Origin of the sequence: Pararhizobium capsulatum DSM 1112, assembly GCF_030814475.1 — a bacterium.
Taxonomy (GTDB): domain Bacteria; phylum Pseudomonadota; class Alphaproteobacteria; order Rhizobiales; family Rhizobiaceae; genus Pararhizobium; species Pararhizobium capsulatum.
The window spans coordinates 56,060-76,053 of the sequence record NZ_JAUSVF010000001.1 but is presented as its reverse complement, the minus strand read 5'-3'; the positions used below and the strand labels follow the sequence as shown (position 1 = coordinate 76,053).

General features: G+C 60.5%; 20 protein-coding genes. 17 read left to right on the top strand and 3 right to left on the bottom strand.

What is annotated here, in order from left to right:
• Nucleotides 1–191 precede the first annotated feature (191 nt).
• The 13 genes from QO002_RS00335 (at nt 192) to QO002_RS00275 (ending at nt 14,169) form a co-directional block, all read left to right on the top strand.
• A complete protein-coding gene (locus QO002_RS00335) occupies nt 192–743 on the top strand; it encodes a protease inhibitor Inh/omp19 family protein (RefSeq protein ID WP_307225557.1) in 552 nt (183 codons plus the stop codon).
• Between the two features lie 164 nt (nt 744–907).
• Entirely contained in the window at nt 908–2,056 is a 1,149-nt protein-coding gene (gene zapE / locus QO002_RS00330; protein WP_307225555.1) for a cell division protein ZapE, read from the top strand.
• A 206-nt stretch (nt 2,057–2,262) separates the two neighbouring features.
• Entirely contained in the window at nt 2,263–3,225 is a 963-nt protein-coding gene (gene mdh / locus QO002_RS00325) for a malate dehydrogenase (protein ID WP_307225553.1), read from the top strand.
• A 46-nt stretch (nt 3,226–3,271) separates the two neighbouring features.
• Nucleotides 3,272–4,465 carry an ADP-forming succinate--CoA ligase subunit beta gene (sucC, locus tag QO002_RS00320; protein WP_307225551.1) on the top strand — a complete coding sequence of 398 codons (1,194 nt, stop codon included), beginning with the start codon at nt 3,272–3,274 and terminating at the stop codon, nt 4,463–4,465.
• Between the two features lie 15 nt (nt 4,466–4,480).
• A complete protein-coding gene (gene sucD, locus QO002_RS00315) occupies nt 4,481–5,383 on the top strand; it encodes a succinate--CoA ligase subunit alpha (RefSeq protein ID WP_307225549.1) in 903 nt (300 codons plus the stop codon).
• Between the two features lie 153 nt (nt 5,384–5,536).
• A complete protein-coding gene (locus QO002_RS00310) occupies nt 5,537–8,533 on the top strand; it encodes a 2-oxoglutarate dehydrogenase E1 component (RefSeq protein WP_307225547.1) in 2,997 nt (998 codons plus the stop codon).
• Nucleotides 8,534–8,591: 58 nt separating this feature from the next.
• On the top strand, nt 8,592–9,827 hold the full coding sequence (odhB, locus tag QO002_RS00305) for a 2-oxoglutarate dehydrogenase complex dihydrolipoyllysine-residue succinyltransferase (RefSeq protein ID WP_307225545.1): 1,236 nt from the start codon (nt 8,592–8,594) through the stop codon (nt 9,825–9,827).
• A gap of 75 nt (nt 9,828–9,902) precedes the next feature.
• The gene (locus tag QO002_RS00300; protein ID WP_307225543.1) at nt 9,903–10,316 is read left to right on the top strand and encodes an MAPEG family protein; all 414 of its coding nucleotides are present in this window, start codon (nt 9,903–9,905) and stop codon (nt 10,314–10,316) included.
• A 36-nt stretch (nt 10,317–10,352) separates the two neighbouring features.
• The gene (locus tag QO002_RS00295; protein WP_307225541.1) at nt 10,353–10,994 is read left to right on the top strand and encodes a LysE family translocator; all 642 of its coding nucleotides are present in this window, start codon (nt 10,353–10,355) and stop codon (nt 10,992–10,994) included.
• 2 nt (nt 10,995–10,996) lie between these two features.
• A complete protein-coding gene (locus QO002_RS00290; protein ID WP_307225539.1) occupies nt 10,997–11,485 on the top strand; it encodes a hypothetical protein in 489 nt (162 codons plus the stop codon).
• Entirely contained in the window at nt 11,482–12,234 is a 753-nt protein-coding gene (locus QO002_RS00285) for an SDR family oxidoreductase (protein ID WP_307225537.1), read from the top strand. The genes QO002_RS00290 and QO002_RS00285 overlap by 4 nt, the downstream gene beginning before the upstream one ends.
• Nucleotides 12,235–12,267: 33 nt before the next feature.
• Complete coding sequence (gene lpdA, locus QO002_RS00280) at nt 12,268–13,674, top strand: dihydrolipoyl dehydrogenase (RefSeq protein WP_307225535.1); 1,407 nt, start codon at nt 12,268–12,270, stop codon at nt 13,672–13,674.
• Nucleotides 13,675–13,857: 183 nt separating this feature from the next.
• Nucleotides 13,858–14,169, top strand: a complete 312-nt coding sequence (locus QO002_RS00275; protein ID WP_307225533.1) for an NIPSNAP family protein — start codon at nt 13,858–13,860, stop codon at nt 14,167–14,169.
• A gap of 119 nt (nt 14,170–14,288) precedes the next feature.
• Here QO002_RS00275 and ftsZ read toward each other — a convergent pair whose 3' ends face one another.
• The 3 genes from ftsZ to QO002_RS00260 form a co-directional block, all read right to left on the bottom strand.
• Nucleotides 14,289–15,317 (bottom strand): cell division protein FtsZ, encoded by a 1,029-nt coding sequence (ftsZ, locus tag QO002_RS00270; RefSeq protein WP_307225531.1) that lies wholly within the window; start codon nt 15,315–15,317, stop codon nt 14,289–14,291.
• A gap of 202 nt (nt 15,318–15,519) precedes the next feature.
• Entirely contained in the window at nt 15,520–16,596 is a 1,077-nt protein-coding gene (locus QO002_RS00265; RefSeq protein WP_307225528.1) for a TraB/GumN family protein, read from the bottom strand.
• Between the two features lie 103 nt (nt 16,597–16,699).
• The gene (locus QO002_RS00260) at nt 16,700–17,599 is read right to left on the bottom strand and encodes a tyrosine recombinase XerC (RefSeq protein ID WP_307233039.1); all 900 of its coding nucleotides are present in this window, start codon (nt 17,597–17,599) and stop codon (nt 16,700–16,702) included.
• Nucleotides 17,600–17,969: 370 nt separating this feature from the next.
• On the opposite strand from QO002_RS00260, the gene QO002_RS00255 reads away from it, so the two are divergent.
• The 4 genes from QO002_RS00255 (at nt 17,970) to tnpB (ending at nt 19,990) form a co-directional block, all read left to right on the top strand.
• Entirely contained in the window at nt 17,970–18,914 is a 945-nt protein-coding gene (locus QO002_RS00255; RefSeq protein WP_307225526.1) for a transglutaminase family protein, read from the top strand.
• Between the two features lie 27 nt (nt 18,915–18,941).
• Nucleotides 18,942–19,187, top strand: coding sequence for an RHS repeat-associated core domain-containing protein (locus QO002_RS00250; RefSeq protein WP_307225523.1), 246 nt, complete (start codon nt 18,942–18,944; stop codon nt 19,185–19,187).
• 75 nt (nt 19,188–19,262) lie between these two features.
• Nucleotides 19,263–19,649, top strand: coding sequence for a transposase (locus tag QO002_RS00245; RefSeq protein WP_307225521.1), 387 nt, complete (start codon nt 19,263–19,265; stop codon nt 19,647–19,649).
• Nucleotides 19,646–19,990, top strand: coding sequence for an IS66 family insertion sequence element accessory protein TnpB (gene tnpB / locus QO002_RS00240; RefSeq protein WP_037098231.1), 345 nt, complete (start codon nt 19,646–19,648; stop codon nt 19,988–19,990). The genes QO002_RS00245 and tnpB overlap by 4 nt, the downstream gene beginning before the upstream one ends.
• The last annotated feature ends 4 nt before the right edge of the window (nt 19,991–19,994 follow it).

Genomic DNA, 19,994 nt, shown 5'->3' with positions numbered 1-19,994 from the left:
CCGGGCTTGCCCGGCGTTGTCATATCGAGTGGTTGCAGGAATTGCCTGCCCGGATATCGTCCCGGAATCGTTTCAATCGCGCCACATCAAGGCAAAGATTCATGCTTAGGCTTGATTGAAAAGGTAGTTTTAAGTTAATGGCGCCTATATTCCTATCGGGCACGCAATCAGCGGTAATCGGGAGTTACGACATGCGGGTAATCCATGCGGCAGCAGGTCTGGCAGTGGTGCTGGCGCTGACGGGATGTCAGCGGACATCCATGAACGACTATAGCAGCATGTCGCAGCCGGCTCCTCTCCAGGCTCAGCCTGTTGGCGGTGTTTCCTCGAGCCAGCTTCCCGATCCAACAGCCAATGCGGCTGCCAACTCCTCGCAGTTCCCGGCAGCACCGGTGAGCGGTACCGCCGCAGTCGGCGGCGTCGTGCCGGGTGCAACGGATACCGCTGCGGCAACCGCAGGTCTGGATGTGACCAAAGAATCGATGGTCGGCAACTGGCGTGTTTCGAATGGCGGCAGTTCCTGTGACATGTTCCTGACGCTGACCAACCTTGGCAGCGGTTCGCGCGGCGGCACGCGCGGCTGCGCAGGCGAGCTCACCCAGATGGGTTCGTGGGAAGTGGCCGGCAAGCAGGTTATCCTGAAGGACCGCAACGGCAATCCGCTCGCCCGCCTTTACAAGAGCGCCGATGCCCGCTTTGACGGCTCGACCAATGGCGGCCAGCCCGTGAGCCTCAGCCGCTGAGACCAAGCCCGGTATCAGCCGGGCTTTTTTGTCGCCGGCAAGAGCCGTTCCAGTCAAAATGCGAAGCGGTCTTGCCTTCTGCATTGCGTGAAAACAAAGAGACAGAGCATTTTGGGGAATATTTTTTCACCTGAATTCTCTAGAGCGACCAACCGGGGCCATCCGTGCCGAACTCCGAAGATAGCATCTCGCGAAAACTCGAAGCGCTGATCGCCGAGGGTGCAATGCGTTCTGATCCGGCGCAGCAAGTGATCGCACGCAAGCTCGATCGCCTGGCGAGCGATCTTACGGCGAGCCGCGGCGAGCGCAAGTCGAGTGCACTCGGATGGCTCTTTGCTGCGCGCCGCCCGGATCACGTTCCCATCAAGGGCCTTTATCTTTACGGCGGCGTCGGGCGTGGCAAGACCATGCTGATGGACCTGTTCTTCGAGACGGTTGCCATCCAGCGCAAACGCCGGGCGCATTTCCATGAATTCATGGCCGATGTTCACGATCGCATCTTCCAGCATCGCCAGAAGCTGAAAAACGGCGAAACCAAGCAGGCTGATCCGATCCCGCCGGTCGCTTCGGCGATTTTTGCCGAGGCGCGCCTTCTGTGTTTCGACGAGTTCACGGTCACGGATATTGCCGATGCAATGATCCTGTCGCGGCTGTTCGGTGAGCTCTTCTCTCGCGGTTGCGTGCTGGTGGCGACATCGAATGTCGAGCCCTCCAATCTTTACCGGGATGGGCTCAATCGCGGTCTCTTCCTGCCTTTCATCGATCTTCTGCGCGCCCATGCCGAGATCGTGCCGCTCGATACCCAGACTGATTATCGCATGCTGAAGACATCCGGCCTCCCCGTCTGGTCGGCGCCGATGGGGCCTGAGGCGGATGCGGTGATGGATCGTTCCTGGAAGCAGGCGACAGCGGGGCTTGCTGTTGCACCGGCCGAAATCCAGCACAAGGGTCGCACGATCGTGGTTCCGCAGGCGGCAGGCGATTGCGCCCGGTTTTCGTTTTCGGACCTTTGCGAAAAGCCCCTTGCGGCGGCAGACTATCTCGCGATCCTGTCACATTACCGCGTTATCTTCCTTGATCATGTCCCTCATCTCGGCCCCGAGCGGCGCAATGAAACCAAGCGTTTCATTCTGCTGATCGATACGATCTACGACCAGGGCGCGCGCTTCTTCGCGTCGGCTGCGGCTCTCCCGGGGGATCTCCTGACGGCCAGGAAGGATACCGAAGGTTTCGAATTCGCGCGCACGGTTTCTCGACTGATCGAGATGCAGAGTGAGGAATACGCGCAGCGCACCACCTCCGACGCGGCGTGATTTTGACAAAATCGCGACAGAATTTCTTACGTTTACGTAAGAAATTTATGATCTAACCGATTGAAATCGTTCCCCTCGAAAGTATTAGTTGATATTTTAGAATTTGCGTCTTAAGTCCTTGCCGCGTAAGGTTTGGCGCTCGCACGTCTTGAGAACGCGCCCTCGTTTCAGGCCTTGTCAGATTTGATCGCAAAGGAAGCACTTTCATGGCGCGCAACAAGATCGCACTCATTGGTTCTGGAATGATTGGTGGAACGCTGGCGCATCTCGCCGGCCTCAAGGAACTGGGCGATATCGTTCTGTTCGACATCGCCGACGGTATCCCGCAGGGCAAGGGCCTCGACATCGCCCAATCGTCCCCTGTCGAAGGCTTCAATGCCAATCTCACCGGCGCCAGTGACTATTCCGCCATCGAAGGGGCCGACGTCTGCATCGTCACCGCCGGCGTCGCCCGCAAGCCGGGCATGAGCCGCGACGATCTTCTCGGCATCAACCTCAAGGTCATGGAACAGGTGGGCGCCGGCATCAAGAAATATGCCCCGAACGCCTTCGTCATCTGCATCACCAACCCGCTCGACGCGATGGTCTGGGCGCTGCAGAAGTTCTCCGGCCTGCCGAAGAACATGGTCGTCGGCATGGCCGGCGTGCTCGATTCAGCCCGTTTCCGTCTCTTCCTCAGCCAAGAATTCAACGTTTCCGTTCAGGACGTCACCGCCTTCGTGCTCGGCGGCCATGGCGATACCATGGTGCCGCTTGCCCGTTACTCGACCATCGGCGGCATTCCGTTGACCGATCTGGTTAAGATGGGCTGGGTCACCAAGGAGCGCCTCGAAGAAATCATCCAGCGCACCCGTGATGGTGGCGCCGAAATCGTCGGCCTGCTGAAGACCGGTTCCGCCTATTACGCACCGGCCGCCTCAGCGATCGAGATGGCTGAATCCTTCCTCAAGGATAAGAAGCGCGTTCTGCCCTGCGCCGCTCACCTCACTGGCCAGTATGGTGTCAAGGACATGTATGTCGGCGTTCCCACCATCATCGGTGCCGGGGGCGTCGAGCGCATCATCGAAGTCGAATTCAACAAGGCCGAACAGGAAGCCTTCGAAAAGTCGGTCGCCTCCGTCGCCGGTCTTTGCGAAGCCTGCGTCGCCATTGCCCCCAGCCTGAAGTAATTGCGCCTCAAATAGTCGCCGTTCAGCCTAAACAGGAAAGTTTCCCATGAACATTCATGAATATCAGGCCAAGGCTCTGTTGAAGACCTTTGGTGCGCCGGTTGCTGAAGGTGTCGCCATCTTCTCCGCCGATGAGGCAGAAGCTGCGGCAAAGTCGCTTCCAGGCCCGCTCTACGTCGTCAAGAGCCAGATCCATGCGGGCGGCCGCGGCAAGGGCAAGTTCAAGGAACTCGGCCCGGATGCCAAGGGCGGCGTTCGCCTGGCCTTCTCGATCGAGGAAGCCAAGGCCCATGCCAAGGACATGCTCGGCAACACGCTGGTGACCGCGCAGACCGGCGAAGCCGGAAAGCAGGTCAACCGCCTCTACATCGAAGACGGTGCCGATATCGACCGCGAGCTTTATTGCTCGCTGCTGGTCGATCGTTCCGTCGGTCGCGTTGCCTTCGTCGTCTCGACGGAAGGCGGCATGGACATCGAGGCCGTCGCCCACGACACGCCCGAGAAGATCCACACCATCGCCATCGATCCGGAAGCCGGCGTGACGGATGCGGATATCGCCGCGATCTCCAAGGCGCTTGAGCTTGCCGGTGCTGCTGCCCAAGACGCGAAGTCGCTCTTCCCGCTGCTCTACAAGGCCTTCAACGACAAGGACATGGCCCTGCTTGAGGTCAACCCGCTGATCGTCATGAAGAATGGCCATCTGCGCGTTCTCGACGCCAAGATGTCGTTCGACGGCAATGCGATCTTCCGTCATGACGACGTCAAGGCGCTGCGCGACGAGACCGAGGAAGACGCCAAGGAAATCGAGGCCTCCAAGTGGGATCTCGCTTACGTGGCGCTCGACGGCAACATCGGCTGCATGGTCAATGGCGCTGGCCTTGCCATGGCGACCATGGACATCATCAAGCTTTACGGCAAGGAGCCGGCAAACTTCTGCGACGTCGGCGGCGGCGCCGGCAAGGAGAAGGTTGCTGCAGCCTTCAAGATCATCACGGCCGATCCGAAGGTCGAGGGCATTCTCGTCAACATCTTCGGCGGTATCATGAAATGCGATGTCATCGCGGAAGGTGTCGTCGCAGCCGTGCAGGAAGTCGGCCTGAAGGTTCCGCTCGTTGTTCGCCTCGAAGGCACCAATGTCGAGCTTGGCAAGAAAATCCTGAACGAGTCGGGTCTGGCAATCACCGCCGCTGACGATCTGGACGACGCTGCCAAGAAGATCGTCGCTGCGATCAACGGTTAATTGAAGGACCTACTCATGTCGATTCTCGTCAACAAGAACACCAAGGTCCTGGTTCAGGGCCTGACCGGCAAGACCGGTACTTTCCACACCGAGCAGGCGCTTGCCTATTACGGCACGCAGATGGTCGGCGGCATCCACCCGAAGAAGGGTGGCGAAACCTGGACCGGCTCGAAGGGCGAAACCCTGCCGATCTTCGCAAGCGTTGCCGAAGCCAAGGAAAAGACCGGCGCCGATGCGTCCGTGATCTATGTTCCGCCGGCCGGTGCTGCGGATGCGATCATCGAGGCGATCGAAGCCGAGATCCCGTTCATTACCTGCATCACCGAAGGCATCCCGGTCATGGATATGGTTCGCGTCAAGGCTCGCCTTGATCGCTCCAAGTCGCGCCTTCTCGGCCCGAACTGCCCGGGCGTCCTGACGCCGGAAGAGTGCAAGATCGGCATCATGCCGGGCTCGATTTTCCGCAAGGGCTCGGTCGGCATCGTTTCACGCTCCGGCACGCTCACCTATGAAGCCGTGTTCCAGACCTCGAACGAAGGCCTTGGCCAGACCACGGCTGTCGGCATCGGCGGCGACCCGGTCAAGGGCACCGAGTTCATCGACGTGCTCGAGTTGTTCCTCGCCGACGACGAAACCAAGTCAATCATCATGATCGGCGAAATCGGCGGCTCGGCTGAAGAAGATGCAGCCCAGTTCCTGATCGACGAGGCCAAAAAGGGCCGCAAGAAGCCGATGGCTGGCTTTATCGCGGGCCGTACGGCTCCGAAGGGCCGCACCATGGGCCACGCCGGCGCTGTCGTTTCCGGCGGCAAGGGCGATGCAGAATCCAAGATCGCGGCCATGGAAGCGGCCGGCATCAAGGTGTCGCCGTCCCCGGCGCGCCTCGGCACCACCCTTGTCGAAGTCCTCAAGGGCTGAGACACCACGAAATCGAATGGGGCGAGACTGTCGTTTCGCCTCATTCGCACCATCTAAGCATCGGATGCTCGCGCTTTTGTGGCGCAAAACCGCCCGGACGGACCGGACGGTACCAACCAGTCAGGAGGCGGACGGACAGGTCCGCGGTACACAATGGCAAGGCAAGAAGCCAACGAACAATTCCTGCTGACATCGTTCCTCGACGGAGCGAACGCCAGCTATATCGAACAGCTTTATGCGCGCTATGAAAGCGACTCGTCGTCGGTTTCCGGTGAGTGGCAGTCCTTCTTCAAGGCGCTGCAGGACGAGCCGGGCGATGTCGTGAAGGCCGCCAAGGGCGCCTCCTGGAAGAAGCCGAACTGGCCCGTCACCGAGCGCAGCGAACTGGTTTCCGCGCTCGACGGCGATTGGGGCACGGTCGAGAAGGTCATCGAAAAGAAGGTGAAGGCCAAGGCCGAGGAGCAGGCTGCCGTAACCGGCGTTGCCGTTGCTTCCGCCGACGTCCACCAGGCGACCCGCGACAGCGTCCGCGCCATCATGCTGATCCGCGCTTATCGCGCCCGCGGCCACCTTCATGCCAAGCTCGACCCGCTTGCCATTGCCGCTCCGGTGGACGATTATCACGAGCTTTCCCCGTCCAACTACGGCTTCGGTCCGGAAGACATGGATCGCCCGATTTTCCTGGATAATGTGCTCGGTCTCGAATACGCGACCCTGCGCGAGATCGTCGATCTCCTCGAGCGCACCTATTGTTCCACGCTCGGCGTGGAGTTCATGCATATCTCCGATCCAGAAATCAAAGGCTGGATACAGGAGCGCATCGAGGGTCCGGACAAGGGCGTCGCCTTCACACCTGAAGGCAAGAAGGCCATCCTGTCGAAGCTCATTGAGGCCGAAGGCTTCGAGCAGTTCATCGACGTCAAGTACAAGGGCACCAAGCGCTTCGGTCTCGATGGTGGCGAATCGCTGATCCCGGCGCTGGAGCAGATCATCAAGCGCGGTGGTCAGGAAGGCCTAAAGGAGGTCATCCTCGGCATGGCCCATCGCGGCCGTCTGAACGTTCTGACCAACGTCATGGGCAAGCCGCATCGCGCCGTGTTCCACGAGTTCAAGGGCGGCTCCTATGCGCCTGATGATGTCGAAGGTTCGGGCGATGTGAAGTACCATCTCGGTGCGTCTTCCGACCGCGAATTCGATGGTAACAAGGTTCACCTGTCGCTAACGGCAAATCCGTCGCATCTCGAAATCGTCAACCCCGTCGTCATGGGCAAGGCCCGTGCCAAGCAGGACCAGATGGCGACTGTCTTCGAAGGCGATGTTATCCCTTTGAAGGAACGCTCCAAGGTCATGCCGCTGCTGTTGCACGGTGATGCGGCGTTTGCCGGCCAGGGTGTTACCGCGGAAATTCTCGGCTTGTCCGGTCTGCGCGGCCATCGTGTTGGCGGCACCGTGCACTTCATCATCAACAACCAGATCGGTTTCACCACCAATCCGGCCTTCTCACGGTCGTCGCCCTATCCGTCCGATGTCGCCAAGATGATCGAAGCGCCGATCTTCCACGTCAATGGCGATGACCCGGAAGCGGTTGTCTACGCTGCCAAGATCGCGACCGAATTCCGGATGAAGTTCCACAAGCCGGTCGTGATCGATATGTTCTGCTACCGCCGCTTCGGCCACAACGAAGGCGATGAGCCGTCATTCACGCAGCCGAAGATGTACAAGGTCATCCGCGCTCACAAGCCGGTCGTGCAGGTCTACGGAGAGCGCCTGATTGCCGAAGGACTGATCACCGACGGCGACCTTGAAAAGATGAAGGCCGATTGGCGCGCCCACCTGGAGCAGGAATTCGAGGCCGGCCAGTCCTACAAGCCCAACAAGGCCGACTGGCTGGACGGTGCCTGGTCAGGCCTGCGTGCCGCCGACAATCAGGACGAACAGCGCCGCGGCAAGACCTCGGTGCCGATGAAGAGCCTGAAGGAAATCGGCCGCAAGCTGTCGGAAGTTCCCGAAGGCTTCCGCGTCCACAAGACCATCCAGCGCTTCATGGATAACCGTGCCGGCATGGTGACCTCTGGCGAGGGTGTCGACTGGGCGATGGCGGAGGCTTTGGCCTTTGGCACGCTCTGCGCCGAAGGTACGAAGATCCGGCTTTCCGGTCAGGATTGCGAACGCGGCACCTTCTCGCAGCGCCATTCGGTTCTCTATGATCAGGAGACCGAAGATCGCTACATTCCGCTTGCCAATATTTCACCGACGCAGGGGCGTTACGAAGTCATCAATTCGATGCTGTCCGAAGAGGCTGTACTTGGTTTCGAATACGGCTATTCGCTGGCCCGCCCGAATGCGCTGACCCTCTGGGAAGCCCAGTTCGGCGACTTCGCCAACGGTGCGCAGGTCGTGTTCGACCAGTTCATCTCGTCTGGTGAACGCAAGTGGCTTCGTATGTCCGGCCTCGTCTGCCTCCTGCCGCATGGCTACGAAGGTCAGGGGCCGGAGCACTCTTCCGCCCGCCTCGAGCGCTGGCTGCAGATGTGTGCCGAAGACAACATGCAGGTTGCCAACGTCACGACGCCGGCGAACTATTTTCATGTCCTTCGCCGCCAGATGAAGCGGGACTTCCGCAAGCCGCTGATCATGATGACGCCAAAGTCGCTGCTGCGCCACAAGCGCGCCGTATCGAGCCTTTCGGAAATGGCCGGCGAAAGCTCGTTCCACCGCCTGCTGTGGGATGATGCCGAAGTCATCAAGGATGGCCCGATCAAGCTGCAGAAGGATGCCAAAATCCGCCGCGTCGTGCTCTGCACCGGCAAGGTCTATTACGACCTTTTGGAAGAGCGTGAAAAGCGCGGCGTCGATGACGTCTACCTGCTGCGTGTCGAACAGCTCTATCCGTTCCCGGCCAAGGCACTCATCAACGAGCTCTCGCGCTTCCGCAATGCGGAGATGGTCTGGTGCCAGGAAGAGCCGAAGAACATGGGTGCGTGGTCGTTCATCGATCCCTATCTGGAATGGGTGCTTGCCCATATCGACGCCAAGTACCAGCGCGTGCGCTACACCGGCCGTCCGGCCGCGGCATCGCCCGCTACCGGCCTGATGTCGAAGCACCTCGCGCAGCTCGCGGCATTCCTGGAAGACGCGCTGGGAGGCTGAAAAGCCTCCCGCTCTCCCCGTAGTTGAAACCGATACCCGAAGAACGGACTTTAAAATCATGGCTACAGAAATCCGCGTGCCCACCCTGGGCGAATCCGTCAGCGAAGCCACCGTCGGTACCTGGTTCAAGAAGGTCGGCGATACGGTCAAGGCCGATGAGCCGATCCTGGAACTCGAAACCGACAAGGTGACGATCGAAGTTCCGGCGCCTGCCGCCGGTGTTCTCGCCGAAATCGTCGCCGCTGCCGGCGAAACGGTGGGCCTCGGCGCGCTGCTTGGCCAGATCTCCGCAAGCGGAGCAGGCGTTGCCGCTCCGGCGCCGGCTGCCGAAAAGAAGGTCGCCGCGCCTGCCGCCTCTGCACCGGCTGTTGCTCCGGCCACTCCGCAGGTCGCTTCCGCAATGCCGGCTGCTCCTGCTGCCGCAAAGCTGCTCGCTGAAAACAACCTCTCCGCTTCCGACGTCGATGGCTCCGGCAAGCGTGGCCAGGTGCTGAAGGGCGATGTCATTGCTGCTGTTGCCAAGGGCATTTCGACGCCTGCCGCTTCCGAGCCGGCCAAGGTCGTCGCCCGTGCGCCGTCGCCGGCTGAAGACGCGCCGCGTGAAGAGCGGGTCAAGATGACCCGTCTTCGCCAGACGATTGCGCGCCGCCTCAAGGATGCGCAGAACACGGCGGCCATGCTGACCACCTACAACGAGGTGGACATGTCGGCCGTCATGGCGCTGCGCACAAAGTACAAGGACATCTTCGAGAAGAAGCATGGCGTAAAGCTCGGCTTCATGGGCTTCTTCACCAAGGCCGTGACGCACGCGCTGAAGGAACTGCCGGCCGTCAACGCCGAGATAGACGGCACCGACATCATCTACAAGAACTTCTGCCACATCGGCATGGCCGTCGGCACCGACAAGGGTCTTGTCGTTCCCGTTATCCGTGACGCCGACCAGATGACGGTTGCCGAGATCGAGAAGGATCTGGGTCGTCTCGCCAAGGCTGCCCGCGATGGCACGCTGTCGATGGCCGACATGCAGGGCGGCACGTTCACCATCACCAATGGTGGCGTCTACGGTTCGCTGATGTCCTCCCCGATCCTCAATGCGCCCCAGTCGGGCATCCTCGGCATGCACAAGATCCAGGACCGTCCGGTGGTTGTCGGTGGCCAGATCGTCATTCGTCCGATGATGTATCTCGCGCTGTCCTACGATCACCGCATGGTCGACGGCAAGGAAGCCGTGACCTTCCTGGTGCGCGTGAAGGAAAGCCTGGAAGATCCGGAACGTCTGGTTCTCGATCTCTAGGCTTTTTGTTTAACGCGATTCCGGACGCAAAACCGCTTCGCACTTTTGCTGGAATCGCTTGAGGGACACCTGATCATGGACGCAGCAGCACTGGCAGGCTCGCCGTTCCTGACGCTTCTTGGATGGAGCGTCGTGCTGCTGGTGTTCCATATCGGACTGCAGGGCCAGCTTGCGACGATAGAGCTCGGATCGGCCTGGAATGCCGGTCCGCGTGACGACCATCAGCAGCCGTCCGGCAAGATCGCCGGGCGTGCTGACAGGGCATCGGCAAATTTCCGCGAGACCTATCCGGCCTTCGTTGGCCTGGCGTTGGCCCTGGCGACGGTGGGGGACCCGAGCGGCTGGGGTCTGATCGGCGCATGGACGTGGTTCATATGCCGTCTGGTCTACATTCCGCTCTATCTCGCCGGCGTGCCTTATATCCGCTCGCTGGTCTGGGTCGGCTCTCTCATTGGCCTGCTGATCATGGTTTCGCGGCTTATCTTTTGATAGAAGACGGGCTGAGCTTCCTGCCGGAGTAATTGCATGCATCCCTATCTTTTCGAACTCGCCTCGCTGATGGCGATCTTCTCCTTCGCGATCGTCTCGCCCGGTGCAGATCTTGCCATGGTCATGCGCCAGTCGATCGTTCATGGCCGTCGCTCCGCTGTTATCACGTCCTTCGGCATCGGCACATCGCTGATGTTCCATGTGACGTACACGATCCTGGGTCTCGGGCTGATCATTTCCCAGTCGATCTACCTCTTCAATATCGTCAAGTGGTGCGGTGTCGCCTACCTCATCTATATCGGCATCAAGGCTCTTCGGGCTGGCAAGACGGACATGACGGTGCCGGCGGCGGATGCTGAAGGCGCCCACAAGGAGCAGTCGGCGCTCAAGGCCTTCGGCCTTGGCTTTGCGGCCAATGCGCTGAACCCGAAGCCGGTGTTTTTCTTCCTGTCGATCTTTTCGACGGTGGTTTCGGCACATACGCCGATCCCGGTTAAGTTCGGCTATGGGCTCGTCATGGCATGCTGCCTCATCCTGTGGTTCGTCGGCGTCAGCCTGTTCATGACGACGCCGAAGATGCGCTCGACCTTCTCGCGCATGAGCCAGTGGATCGACCGCGCCAGCGGTCTCGTTTTCATTGCGCTCGGCCTCAAGCTCGCAACGGAAAAGGCGGCCTGACGATGAAGCGTCTTGCCGCGGCAGTGCTGTTTTCGCTTGCCCCCCTTGGGGTGCAGGCGGCCGATTGCCTGCAGAGCAAAGCCGTCTACGGCGATGCAGATGGTGCCTATGAGCTGCGTTTCCTCCCTGTCGATTCGGAGAGTGCAACGACCAGCAATCGCTTCGAGGTCGCAGCCCTCAAGGCGGACCTGAAGCTTGAAGGTTTCGTCATGATTTCCGGTGATCCGGAGCGTGCCAATGGCATGATCATGAACAATTGCCCGGAGGGCGATGTAACCGGCGATGATCTGGCTGCCTGCGTTATCTGGCAGGGCGTGATCTATTCCGTTGATGCCGCCGGCAAGGTTGATCTCCTGCCAGCCGAAACGAAAGCTGCGGCTCTGCAATTACTGCTCCCCGATCTCGGCCCCGCGATCAAGGCCTCTGCCCTCTGGGGCAAGCTCACCGTCGCGCCCTGGGATGTGTTTGGCTTGAAAGGATGCGCGACATGACGGAAAAGCCTGTTGTTCTGGTCACCGGCGGCAGCCGCGGCATCGGCGCCGCCATCTGCCGCTCCGCGGCTCGCGCCGGCTGGCTGGTGGTCGTCAATTACGCGACAAACGCTGCTGCAGCCGAAGCGGTCGTGGCGGATATCGTCAATGCCGGCGGCGAGGCGATCGCGGTTGTCGGCGATGTCGCCCAGCCCGGTGATATCGAGGCGATGTTTGCCACGATCGACAGCACCTATGGCCGGCTAGATGGTCTCGTCAACAATGCCGGCATCGTTGGCTCGCCGCAGCGCATCGACGAGATGGATTTTGCCCGCATCGACCGCATGCTGCGTGTCAATGTCACCGGCTCCATCCTCTGCGCCGGAGAGGCCGTGCGACGCATGTCGAAGAGCAGGGGCGGCAATGGTGGCGTGATCGTCAACATCTCGTCCATGGCCGCGCTTCTCGGTTCTGCCGGACAGTATGTCGACTATGCCGCCGCCAAGGGCGCCATCGATACCTTCACCATCGGTCTCGCACGCGAAGTGGCCATCGAAGGTATCCGCGTCAATGCCGTGCGCCCCGGGGTCATCGATACCGAAATCCACGCCTCCGGCGGCCTTCCAACCCGAGCCCGCGACATGGCGCCCAGCATTCCGATGCAGCGGCCCGGCGAAGCACAGGAAGTCGCCGACGCCGTTCTCTACCTACTTTCGCCTTCGGCATCCTATGTAACGGGTGCCATTCTCAACGTCAGCGGCGGCCGCTAGGCAAGCTAAGCCGCCCCAAGGAAGGACATGCCCATGGCTTATGATCTCGTTGTAATCGGTTCCGGCCCCGGTGGTTACGTTTGCGCCGTCAAGGCAGCCCAGCTCGGCCTGAAGGTCGCCGTCGTCGAAAAGCGCGCCACCTATGGCGGCACCTGCCTCAACATCGGCTGCATTCCCTCCAAGGCACTGCTGCACGCGTCGGAAGTGTTTGCCCACACTTCCCATGGCATCGACGTCCTCGGCGTCGAAGTCACAACGCCGAAGCTGAACCTCGACAAGATGATGGCCCACAAGGATGCAACGGTGAAGTCCAACACCGATGGCGTTGCCTTCCTGTTCAAGAAGAACAAGATCGACGGCATCCTGGGTACTGGCCGTGTCCTGTCGGCCGGCAAGGTTGCCGTGAAGGCCGAAGACGGCTCCGAGCAGGTGCTGGAAACCAGGAACATCGTCATTGCCACCGGCTCCGACGTCGCGGGCATCCCCGGCGTCCAGGTCGAGATCGACGAGCAGGTCATCATCTCGTCGACCGGCGGCATCGCCTTGAAGAAGGTTCCGGAAACCCTGATCGTGGTCGGCGGCGGTGTCATCGGCCTCGAACTCGGCTCGGTCTGGCAGCGCCTCGGCGCCAAGGTCACCGTCGTCGAATATCTCGACACGATCCTCGGTGGCATGGATGGCGAAGTCTCCAAGCAGTTCCAGCGCATGCTGGCGAAGCAAGGCTTTGACTTCAAGCTTGGCGCCAAGGTCACCGGCGTCGAAAAGTCCGGCGCCGGCGCCAAGGTTACCTATGAGCCGGTCAAGGGCGGCGAAGCTCAGACGCTGGAAGCCGAAGTCGTGCTCATCGCCACCGGCCGCAAGCCCTACACGGCAGGCCTCGGCCTCGAAGAAGCCGGCGTTGCTCTGGACAACCGCGGTCGCGTCGAGATCGACGGCCACTTCAAGACCAATGTCGATGGCATCTACGCGATCGGCGACGTCGTACGTGGCCCGATGCTGGCCCACAAGGCGGAAGACGAGGGCGTCGCCCTTGCCGAAATCCTTGCCGGTCAGGCTGGCCACGTGAACTACGATGTCATTCCGGGGGTCGTCTACACCCAGCCGGAAGTCGCCTCCGTCGGCAAGACGGAAGAGGAGCTGAAGGCCGCAGGCATCGCCTACAAGGTCGGTAAGTTCCCCTTCACCGCCAATGGCCGCGCCCGCGCCATGCTGCAGACCGATGGCTTCGTAAAGATCCTCGCCGACAAGGAGACCGACCGTGTTCTCGGAGGCCACATCGTCGGCTTCGGCGCCGGCGAGATGATCCATGAGATTGCCGTCCTCATGGAATTCGGCGGCTCCTCCGAAGACCTCGGCCGCACCTGCCACGCACATCCGACCATGTCGGAAGCCGTCAAGGAAGCGGCGCTCGCGACCTTCTTCAAGCCGATCCATATGTAAATTGGTGCAGAATTGCGTTTCTGAAAGGGCGGCTTCGGTCGCCTTTTTTGTTTGCGCCGCCGATACAAAGCAGCATTTTGGCACGATCCTGCGTGCCTATGGCACGATTGCGGTCTGTCCGGGTGCTTGTGCTTGGATTACACGCTTTTGCAATCAGTGACCGATGAAGAAAGGCAGCCCTGAATGATCACCTGTTATCTGCGCTATGTGATTGATCCCCACAAATTGGCGGAGTTTGAGGACTATGCCCGGCTCTGGATTCCGATCGTGAACCGCATGGGCGGAACGCACCACGGCTATTTCCTGCCAAGCGAGGGAGCAAACAACATAGCTCTGGCGCTTTTCAGTTTTCCAAGCCTTGCGGCCTATGAAGATTATCGCCAGCGCATGGCCGTGGACCCGGAATGCGTGGCAGCTTACGAGCTGGACAAGCGCAATCGCAGCATCATCAGCTTTGAACGCAGCTTCATGCGGCCCCTTCTGCCCACGGCATGAGCCTCAAGAACGTGTAGTGTCGTATAAAGAAAACCCGCTCGCAAAGTTCAACTTCGCAAGCGGGTTCAAGGTCTCGTGCTTTCGCGCGCCAGTTTTCATCGGCGCGATTGAGCGAATTCTTACTGCAGCGTACGCGTCGGAGTTGCTGCCGGTGCCTCTACGGCTGCCCCGGTAGCTGCACCGATGCCGTTCGGATCAAGCCCGGTCGCAACGACCGAGACGCGGAAGACGCCATCGAGATTGCGGTCGAAGATCGAGCCGACGACGATGTCGGCTTCTTCATAGACTTCCTCGCGGATGCGGGTTGCGGCTTCGTCGACTTCGAACAGCGTCATGTCCATGCCGCCGGAAATCGAGATCAACACGCCCTTGGCGCCGCGCATGGAGGTTTCGCTGAGCAGCGGATTGGCGATAGCGGCCTCCGCCGCCTTTAGCGCACGGCCTTCGCCGGTCGCTTCGCCGGTACCCATCATGGCTCGGCCCATGCCCTTCATCACCGACTTGACGTCGGCGAAGTCGAGGTTGATCAGGCCTTCCTTGACGATCAGGTCGGTGATGCAGCCAACGCCAGAATAGAGAACCCGGTCGGCGATCACGAAAGCATCGGCAAAGGTGGTCTTGGCGTCAGCGATGCGGAAAAGGTTCTGGTTCGGAATGACGATCACGGTATCGGCCGCTTCACGCAGGCGCTCGATGCCTTCGTCTGCCGTCTGCATGCGGCGCTTGCCTTCGAAGCTGAAGGGCTTGGTCACCACCGCGACCGTGAGGATACCTGCAGCGCGCGCTGCCTGCGCGATGACGGGGGCGGCGCCCGTACCCGTGCCGCCGCCCATGCCGGCGGTGACGAAACACATATGCGTGCCGCCGAGGTGATCCATGATCTCGTCGATCGATTCTTCAGCCGCTGCACGGCCGACTTCCGGCAGTGAGCCTGCGCCAAGGCCTTGCGTCACTTGCGAGCCGAGCTGGATCAGCCGTGTCGCCTTCGACATGGCAAGCGCCTGCGCATCGGTGTTGGCAACCACGAATTCGGCGCCCTGAAGCCCCTCGGTGATCATGTTGTTGATGGCGTTGCCGCCACCACCGCCGACGCCGATCACGGTGATCTTCGGTCTCATTTCCGAGATATCGGGCTTCTTCACATTCATTCGTCGTGTCCCTCGGGATAAAGCTGCGGCGGGCTGATCGATCGCAAGCGAATCAGCGTTGCCCTGCAGGTTAGATCCGCAAAAAGGCAGAGAGGCGGCACATATGCAAGTAGCAGATCTTTTTTGGTGGCCCTCTGCGAACAGCCAAAAACAATTGGGAATGCTTATCCCGTGCCTTGCTGAAAGGGGTTTATGAGGGGCTTTAGTTGACCGCCGTCACGGTGAACCCGTCAGCGCGCAGAAGCTCGACCAGGCCCTGCTCCCCCGGCAGATGCAGCGCGCCGACGGCCATGAAGGCGTTGCCCTGCTCGAGGATCGGGGGGGCGCGGATTGCCATAGTGTGGTTGCGGTCGGTGATGATGCGCTGCTCGAAATCGGCATCATCGGTTTCCTGACCTTTTTGTTCTGAAACGGCCTTCATCATGGGCATCACCATGCCGATCTCGCCGCGCAGATAAAGTTCGGTCGTGGTCTCCATGACGTCCTGCACCGTGTCGCCCAGCGCGAGCGTTTCGACCAGCGCCTGCACGTGGAACTGGGCCGGCAGCGCGTCCATTGCCTGCAATTGCTCGACCAGCGTCTCCAGCCCCTTCAGCGTCTTGCCGTTCTTCAGCGCATCTTCCGCCAGCTGCTTGTCGAGAAAGGAAGCGCCGGCTGCCTTGCGAGTCATTTCGCAGGCGGGAAGCGCCACGAAGCTGGCGATCATCCAGGGCTTCATCTTCGAGACCAGCGCCAGTGGAATGCCGCGCTCCTTCAGGCCCGTTTCCAGCGTCTGCTTTTCTTCCGGGTTCAAAAAGTCGCCGATCGTCTTGCCGTCGGCAAACATGGTCAGGTCCGGCCGCATCATCACGGCAGCGGCGGCCTTCTTTTCGTCGACGATCTCGTCGGATTCGATGATGACTATGCCGGCGGTCCTATAGGCCTCCGGTGCACCCGTCGGCATGGCGAGAACGCGTGGGTCGGTGACGTGCATGGTGCCGAGAAGGTAGGAAGGCGCAATGCCCTGCTTCTCGATCTTCCAGAAGATGCCCTTGCCGTTTGGAATATCGGCCGCTTCCTTCTCGACGGCCGCCAGCCGCGCAGGATCGGAGGCCCGCCATTCATCAACCAGGTTGCGCCCGCCGCAGCTTGCATCGGCGGCGAGGGCTTGCGAGACGGCCAGCAATGCGGCGATCAGGCTCAGGGCAAACAGCAGATGCAGCGTCGTGATCAGCGCGACGACGGCGTCGCCGAGATATTCGGCGGCCTGTCGCGCGGAGGAAACGATGGGATGCGGCATGGCTTGCCCCGTCTGGAGAAATGGATAGTCGACCCTATCGCGCAAGCCTTGACGCCCGGCTTAACGAAGATGGTTAATGCGATCTTATCACGACGTCGGATGTTCAGGCGCGCGGATGCGCGCGATCGTAGATTTCGAGAAGCCTGGTCGAATCGACGCCGGTATAGACCTGCGTGGTCGACAGGCTTGCATGGCCCAGCAGCTCCTGGATCGTCCTCAGGTCACCACCGCCTGCCAGCAGATGCGTCGCAAAGGAGTGGCGCAGCGCGTGGGGCGTCGCCGTATCGGGCAGGCCGAGCGCACCGCGCAGTTTCTGCATTTCCCGCTGAATGATGCCCGGCTGCAGCTTGCCGCCGCGGGCGCCGCGAAACAGAGGGGCATCGCCGTCTATATGATAGGGGCAGAGGCCGCGATAGCGGTTCACGACGTCATTCGCCGCGGAAATCAACGGCACCACCCGCGTCTTGCCGCCCTTGCCGGTAATGCGCAGCGCCGTCGGCGTGCCGGCAAAGTCGTTACCGGTCAGGTCCAGCGCCTCGGCAATACGCAGGCCGCAGCCATAGAGCAGGGTCAGCACGGCAGAATTGCGGGCCGCGATCCAGGGCTCCTCAGCCAGTTGTGCGCCTTCTGTCACCACTTCCAGTGCGTCCGTATCGCTCAGCGGCTTCGGCAGGGATTTTGGCTGTTTTGGGGAACGTATGGCGCTTGCACCTGCGGCGTTGGCGAGCCCCCTGCGCTCCAGATAGCGCAGGAAGGAACGCAAGCCCGCAAGCCCACGGCCCAGCGTTCGCGCACCGGCACCATCCTTGCGGCGGGCGGCGAGAAAGCCGCGCAGATCGGCCGGGCGCAACGCCTCGATATCGCCAAGCCTTGCCGGTCCGCTAAGATGTCCAGTCAGGAAGGTGAGGAATTGCCTCGTGTCGCGCTCATAGGCCTCGACGGTCTTCGCTGAAAGCCGCCGTTCCTGCGCCAGCGCCCCAAGCCAGTTCTGCCGCTCGGTCATCAACTCGGGATGGCCGATAATCAGGAGTTCGTTCACAGGCGTGCTCCGAGACAATTCGTTGATACGAACTCTGCACGCAAAGCCCTTGTGCTTTTCCTAACATCCTTCTTGTTTTCTGCTGTGCTGGCTGTCGGGCAACCGGTTTCGTTTCCATCCAGCCGCCCAAACGGTTCCATTCAATTGCCACGCTGAGTCGGGCATTCAAAATCGACACTGCGCACATGCACAAAAGCACCTCATCTGCAGCGATGGAGAAAATAGGGATCATGCGGTTGATCGGGGAATTGGATGAAGGGATGAAATAGCGGCCTGCCTATTGACCGAATCGAATTCATAGATACACCTATGGTTGAAAATCCGCAGGTGGACGATGAGAGTGTTCCGTATCTGGCTATTCCTCTGTTTTGGAGCTGTTCTCGCCGTCATGCAACCCGTGGCGGCCGGAAATCCAGTCTTTGGAGGGAGGGTTGAGGGGCTTTTTGCGCCTGAGCACGATCTGCTCGCCGTCAAGCTTGCGGTCGATTCCATGCTCGATCCGTCTTCCAATCCTCAGCTTGTGGCTGCAGAAATCGGCCGAATTGTAGCTGATATCGAGATCATGGCCGGTCATGGTGCCGAGCCCTCGGAAAAACTGATTGCTCTGAAGCGCTATCTCTACGAGAGCGGCGCCTGGAATGGTAACTGGCCATTTCAATATGATCTCAGTGATCCGCTCGGCGAAAAGCCGGTGAACCGGCTGCTGCAACGTTATTTGACGACGCGCCGCGGCAATTGCATCACGATGCCGCTCCTGTTCGTGGCGCTCGGTCAACGCCTCGGCCTCACGATGACCCTCGCTGAAGCGCCGTTGCATGTGCTTGTCAAATATACAGATGACGAGGGCAGGATCTGGAACCTGGAGGCGACCAGCGGCGGAGGTTTCACCCGCGATGTCTGGTACCGGCAGAAACTGCCGATGTCCGATCAAGCGGTCGCGAATGGTGTCTACCTGCGGCCACTCTCGCATGACGAGACCACCGCGCTGATCGCCTCTTCTTTGGTCGAGCGTCAGATCGAGATGGGCGCATTCGAAGATGCCATAGCCGTTTCAGATGTGCTGCTTCACCACCACCCGAACTTTGCCTATGGGCTGGTGAAGAAAGGCAGTGCCTATAGCGGCCTTTTGCGGCGGGAACTGGCAGGGAAATATACCCGGGTGGATGAGATTCCGGCCGATCTGAAGGTTCAGGCCGCTGCTTGGTATGCAGCAAATATGAATGCCTTCGCCAAGGCGGAGGCATTGGGATGGCGGCCGGAAGATGGCCAGACGCAATGATGATTTAATTCAAGTGGGGGCTTGTTCATGAAATGCTTTTCCACCGGGTCTCTGACCCGCACTCTCAGTCTGCTACTGATCTGCAGCCTGTTGTCCGTCTCGTTTGGCTCGGCGGCCAATGCCCGGTTTATCTCGCCAGACACGATGGATCCGACGATGCCGGGCGTGGGGACCAACCGCTATGCCTATGCGGGCAACGATCCGATCAGCAGGAGTGATCCCAATGGGCATCAGATGGGTCACAATGGTGGCCCGCCTCTCGATCCAACGTAAGCGCGCAGGCGACCCCACGTAGCGGGGGGGGGCGTAAAATGGCTCATTTTCGGCATGAATCATGCGGAGAATCCTATGAGCGACAGTGTGAATCAGGCTCGTGCCTTTGAGGTTTTGACAGCAACACCGGTACGGTCGAGACGTAAGCCGCGCGATTGGCCGGATGACGAGAAGGCGCGGCTGATTGCCGAGACGTTTCTGCCGGGGGCGAATGTCTCGGCTATCGCACGCGCTGCAGGACTGGATGCTTCGCAGCTTTACGGCTGGCGTCGCAAGGCATTGGCCTCGGGATCGGTGGTGCCCCTTTCGAAAGAGGCTAATGAAAGGGTTAGTTTCGCGCGCGTCGAAGCTGTTGCAAGTTCACCGGTGGAGATCGTCATGGGTGACGTCGTGGTGCGCGTTGCCGGAGATATCGAGCCGGATCATCTTGCCAAGATCCTACGGGCGGTGCGCAGGGCATGATTGCGTCTGGCGTTGTCGTTTACGTCTCCTGCCAACCGGTCGACTTTCGCAAGGGAGCGGCTTCGTTGATGGCTTTGGTCAGGGATGGCGGTCTAGATCCTTTCAATAGCGCCCTTTACGTGTTCCGTTCCAAACGGAAGGACCGTGTCCGGATCGTGTGGTGGGATGGCAGCGGGGTCTGTCTCTATTCGAAAGTTATCGAAGGAAATGGCTTTTGCTGGCCGGCAGCGACGGCGGCGCGCATCCGTCTGGATCATGCCCAGCTCATGGCCCTACTGGCCGGAATGGATTGGAAGAAGATCCGCCCGGCGACAATCAGGAGGCCGCTTTCGACGGGTTGAACCC

What these genes read in the sequence shown, in the direction of transcription:
- QO002_RS00335 (WP_307225557.1), top strand. Translation starts at nt 192, where the DNA reads ATGCGGGTAATCCATGCGGCAGCAGGTCTGGCAGTGGTGCTGGCGCTG.
- mdh (WP_307225553.1), top strand. Translation starts at nt 2,263, where the DNA reads ATGGCGCGCAACAAGATCGCACTCATTGGTTCTGGAATGATTGGTGGA.
- sucC (WP_307225551.1), top strand. Translation starts at nt 3,272, where the DNA reads ATGAACATTCATGAATATCAGGCCAAGGCTCTGTTGAAGACCTTTGGT.
- sucD (WP_307225549.1), top strand. Translation starts at nt 4,481, where the DNA reads ATGTCGATTCTCGTCAACAAGAACACCAAGGTCCTGGTTCAGGGCCTG.
- QO002_RS00310 (WP_307225547.1), top strand. Translation starts at nt 5,537, where the DNA reads ATGGCAAGGCAAGAAGCCAACGAACAATTCCTGCTGACATCGTTCCTC.
- odhB (WP_307225545.1), top strand. Translation starts at nt 8,592, where the DNA reads ATGGCTACAGAAATCCGCGTGCCCACCCTGGGCGAATCCGTCAGCGAA.
- QO002_RS00300 (WP_307225543.1), top strand. Translation starts at nt 9,903, where the DNA reads ATGGACGCAGCAGCACTGGCAGGCTCGCCGTTCCTGACGCTTCTTGGA.
- QO002_RS00295 (WP_307225541.1), top strand. Translation starts at nt 10,353, where the DNA reads ATGCATCCCTATCTTTTCGAACTCGCCTCGCTGATGGCGATCTTCTCC.
- QO002_RS00290 (WP_307225539.1), top strand. Translation starts at nt 10,997, where the DNA reads ATGAAGCGTCTTGCCGCGGCAGTGCTGTTTTCGCTTGCCCCCCTTGGG.
- QO002_RS00285 (WP_307225537.1), top strand. Translation starts at nt 11,482, where the DNA reads ATGACGGAAAAGCCTGTTGTTCTGGTCACCGGCGGCAGCCGCGGCATC.
- lpdA (WP_307225535.1), top strand. Translation starts at nt 12,268, where the DNA reads ATGGCTTATGATCTCGTTGTAATCGGTTCCGGCCCCGGTGGTTACGTT.
- QO002_RS00275 (WP_307225533.1), top strand. Translation starts at nt 13,858, where the DNA reads ATGATCACCTGTTATCTGCGCTATGTGATTGATCCCCACAAATTGGCG.
- ftsZ (WP_307225531.1), bottom strand. Translation starts at nt 15,317, where the DNA reads ATGAATGTGAAGAAGCCCGATATCTCGGAAATGAGACCGAAGATCACC.
- QO002_RS00265 (WP_307225528.1), bottom strand. Translation starts at nt 16,596, where the DNA reads ATGCCGCATCCCATCGTTTCCTCCGCGCGACAGGCCGCCGAATATCTC.
- QO002_RS00260 (WP_307233039.1), bottom strand. Translation starts at nt 17,599, where the DNA reads ATGACCGAGCGGCAGAACTGGCTTGGGGCGCTGGCGCAGGAACGGCGG.
- QO002_RS00255 (WP_307225526.1), top strand. Translation starts at nt 17,970, where the DNA reads ATGAGAGTGTTCCGTATCTGGCTATTCCTCTGTTTTGGAGCTGTTCTC.
- QO002_RS00250 (WP_307225523.1), top strand. Translation starts at nt 18,942, where the DNA reads ATGAAATGCTTTTCCACCGGGTCTCTGACCCGCACTCTCAGTCTGCTA.
- QO002_RS00245 (WP_307225521.1), top strand. Translation starts at nt 19,263, where the DNA reads ATGAGCGACAGTGTGAATCAGGCTCGTGCCTTTGAGGTTTTGACAGCA.
- tnpB (WP_037098231.1), top strand. Translation starts at nt 19,646, where the DNA reads ATGATTGCGTCTGGCGTTGTCGTTTACGTCTCCTGCCAACCGGTCGAC.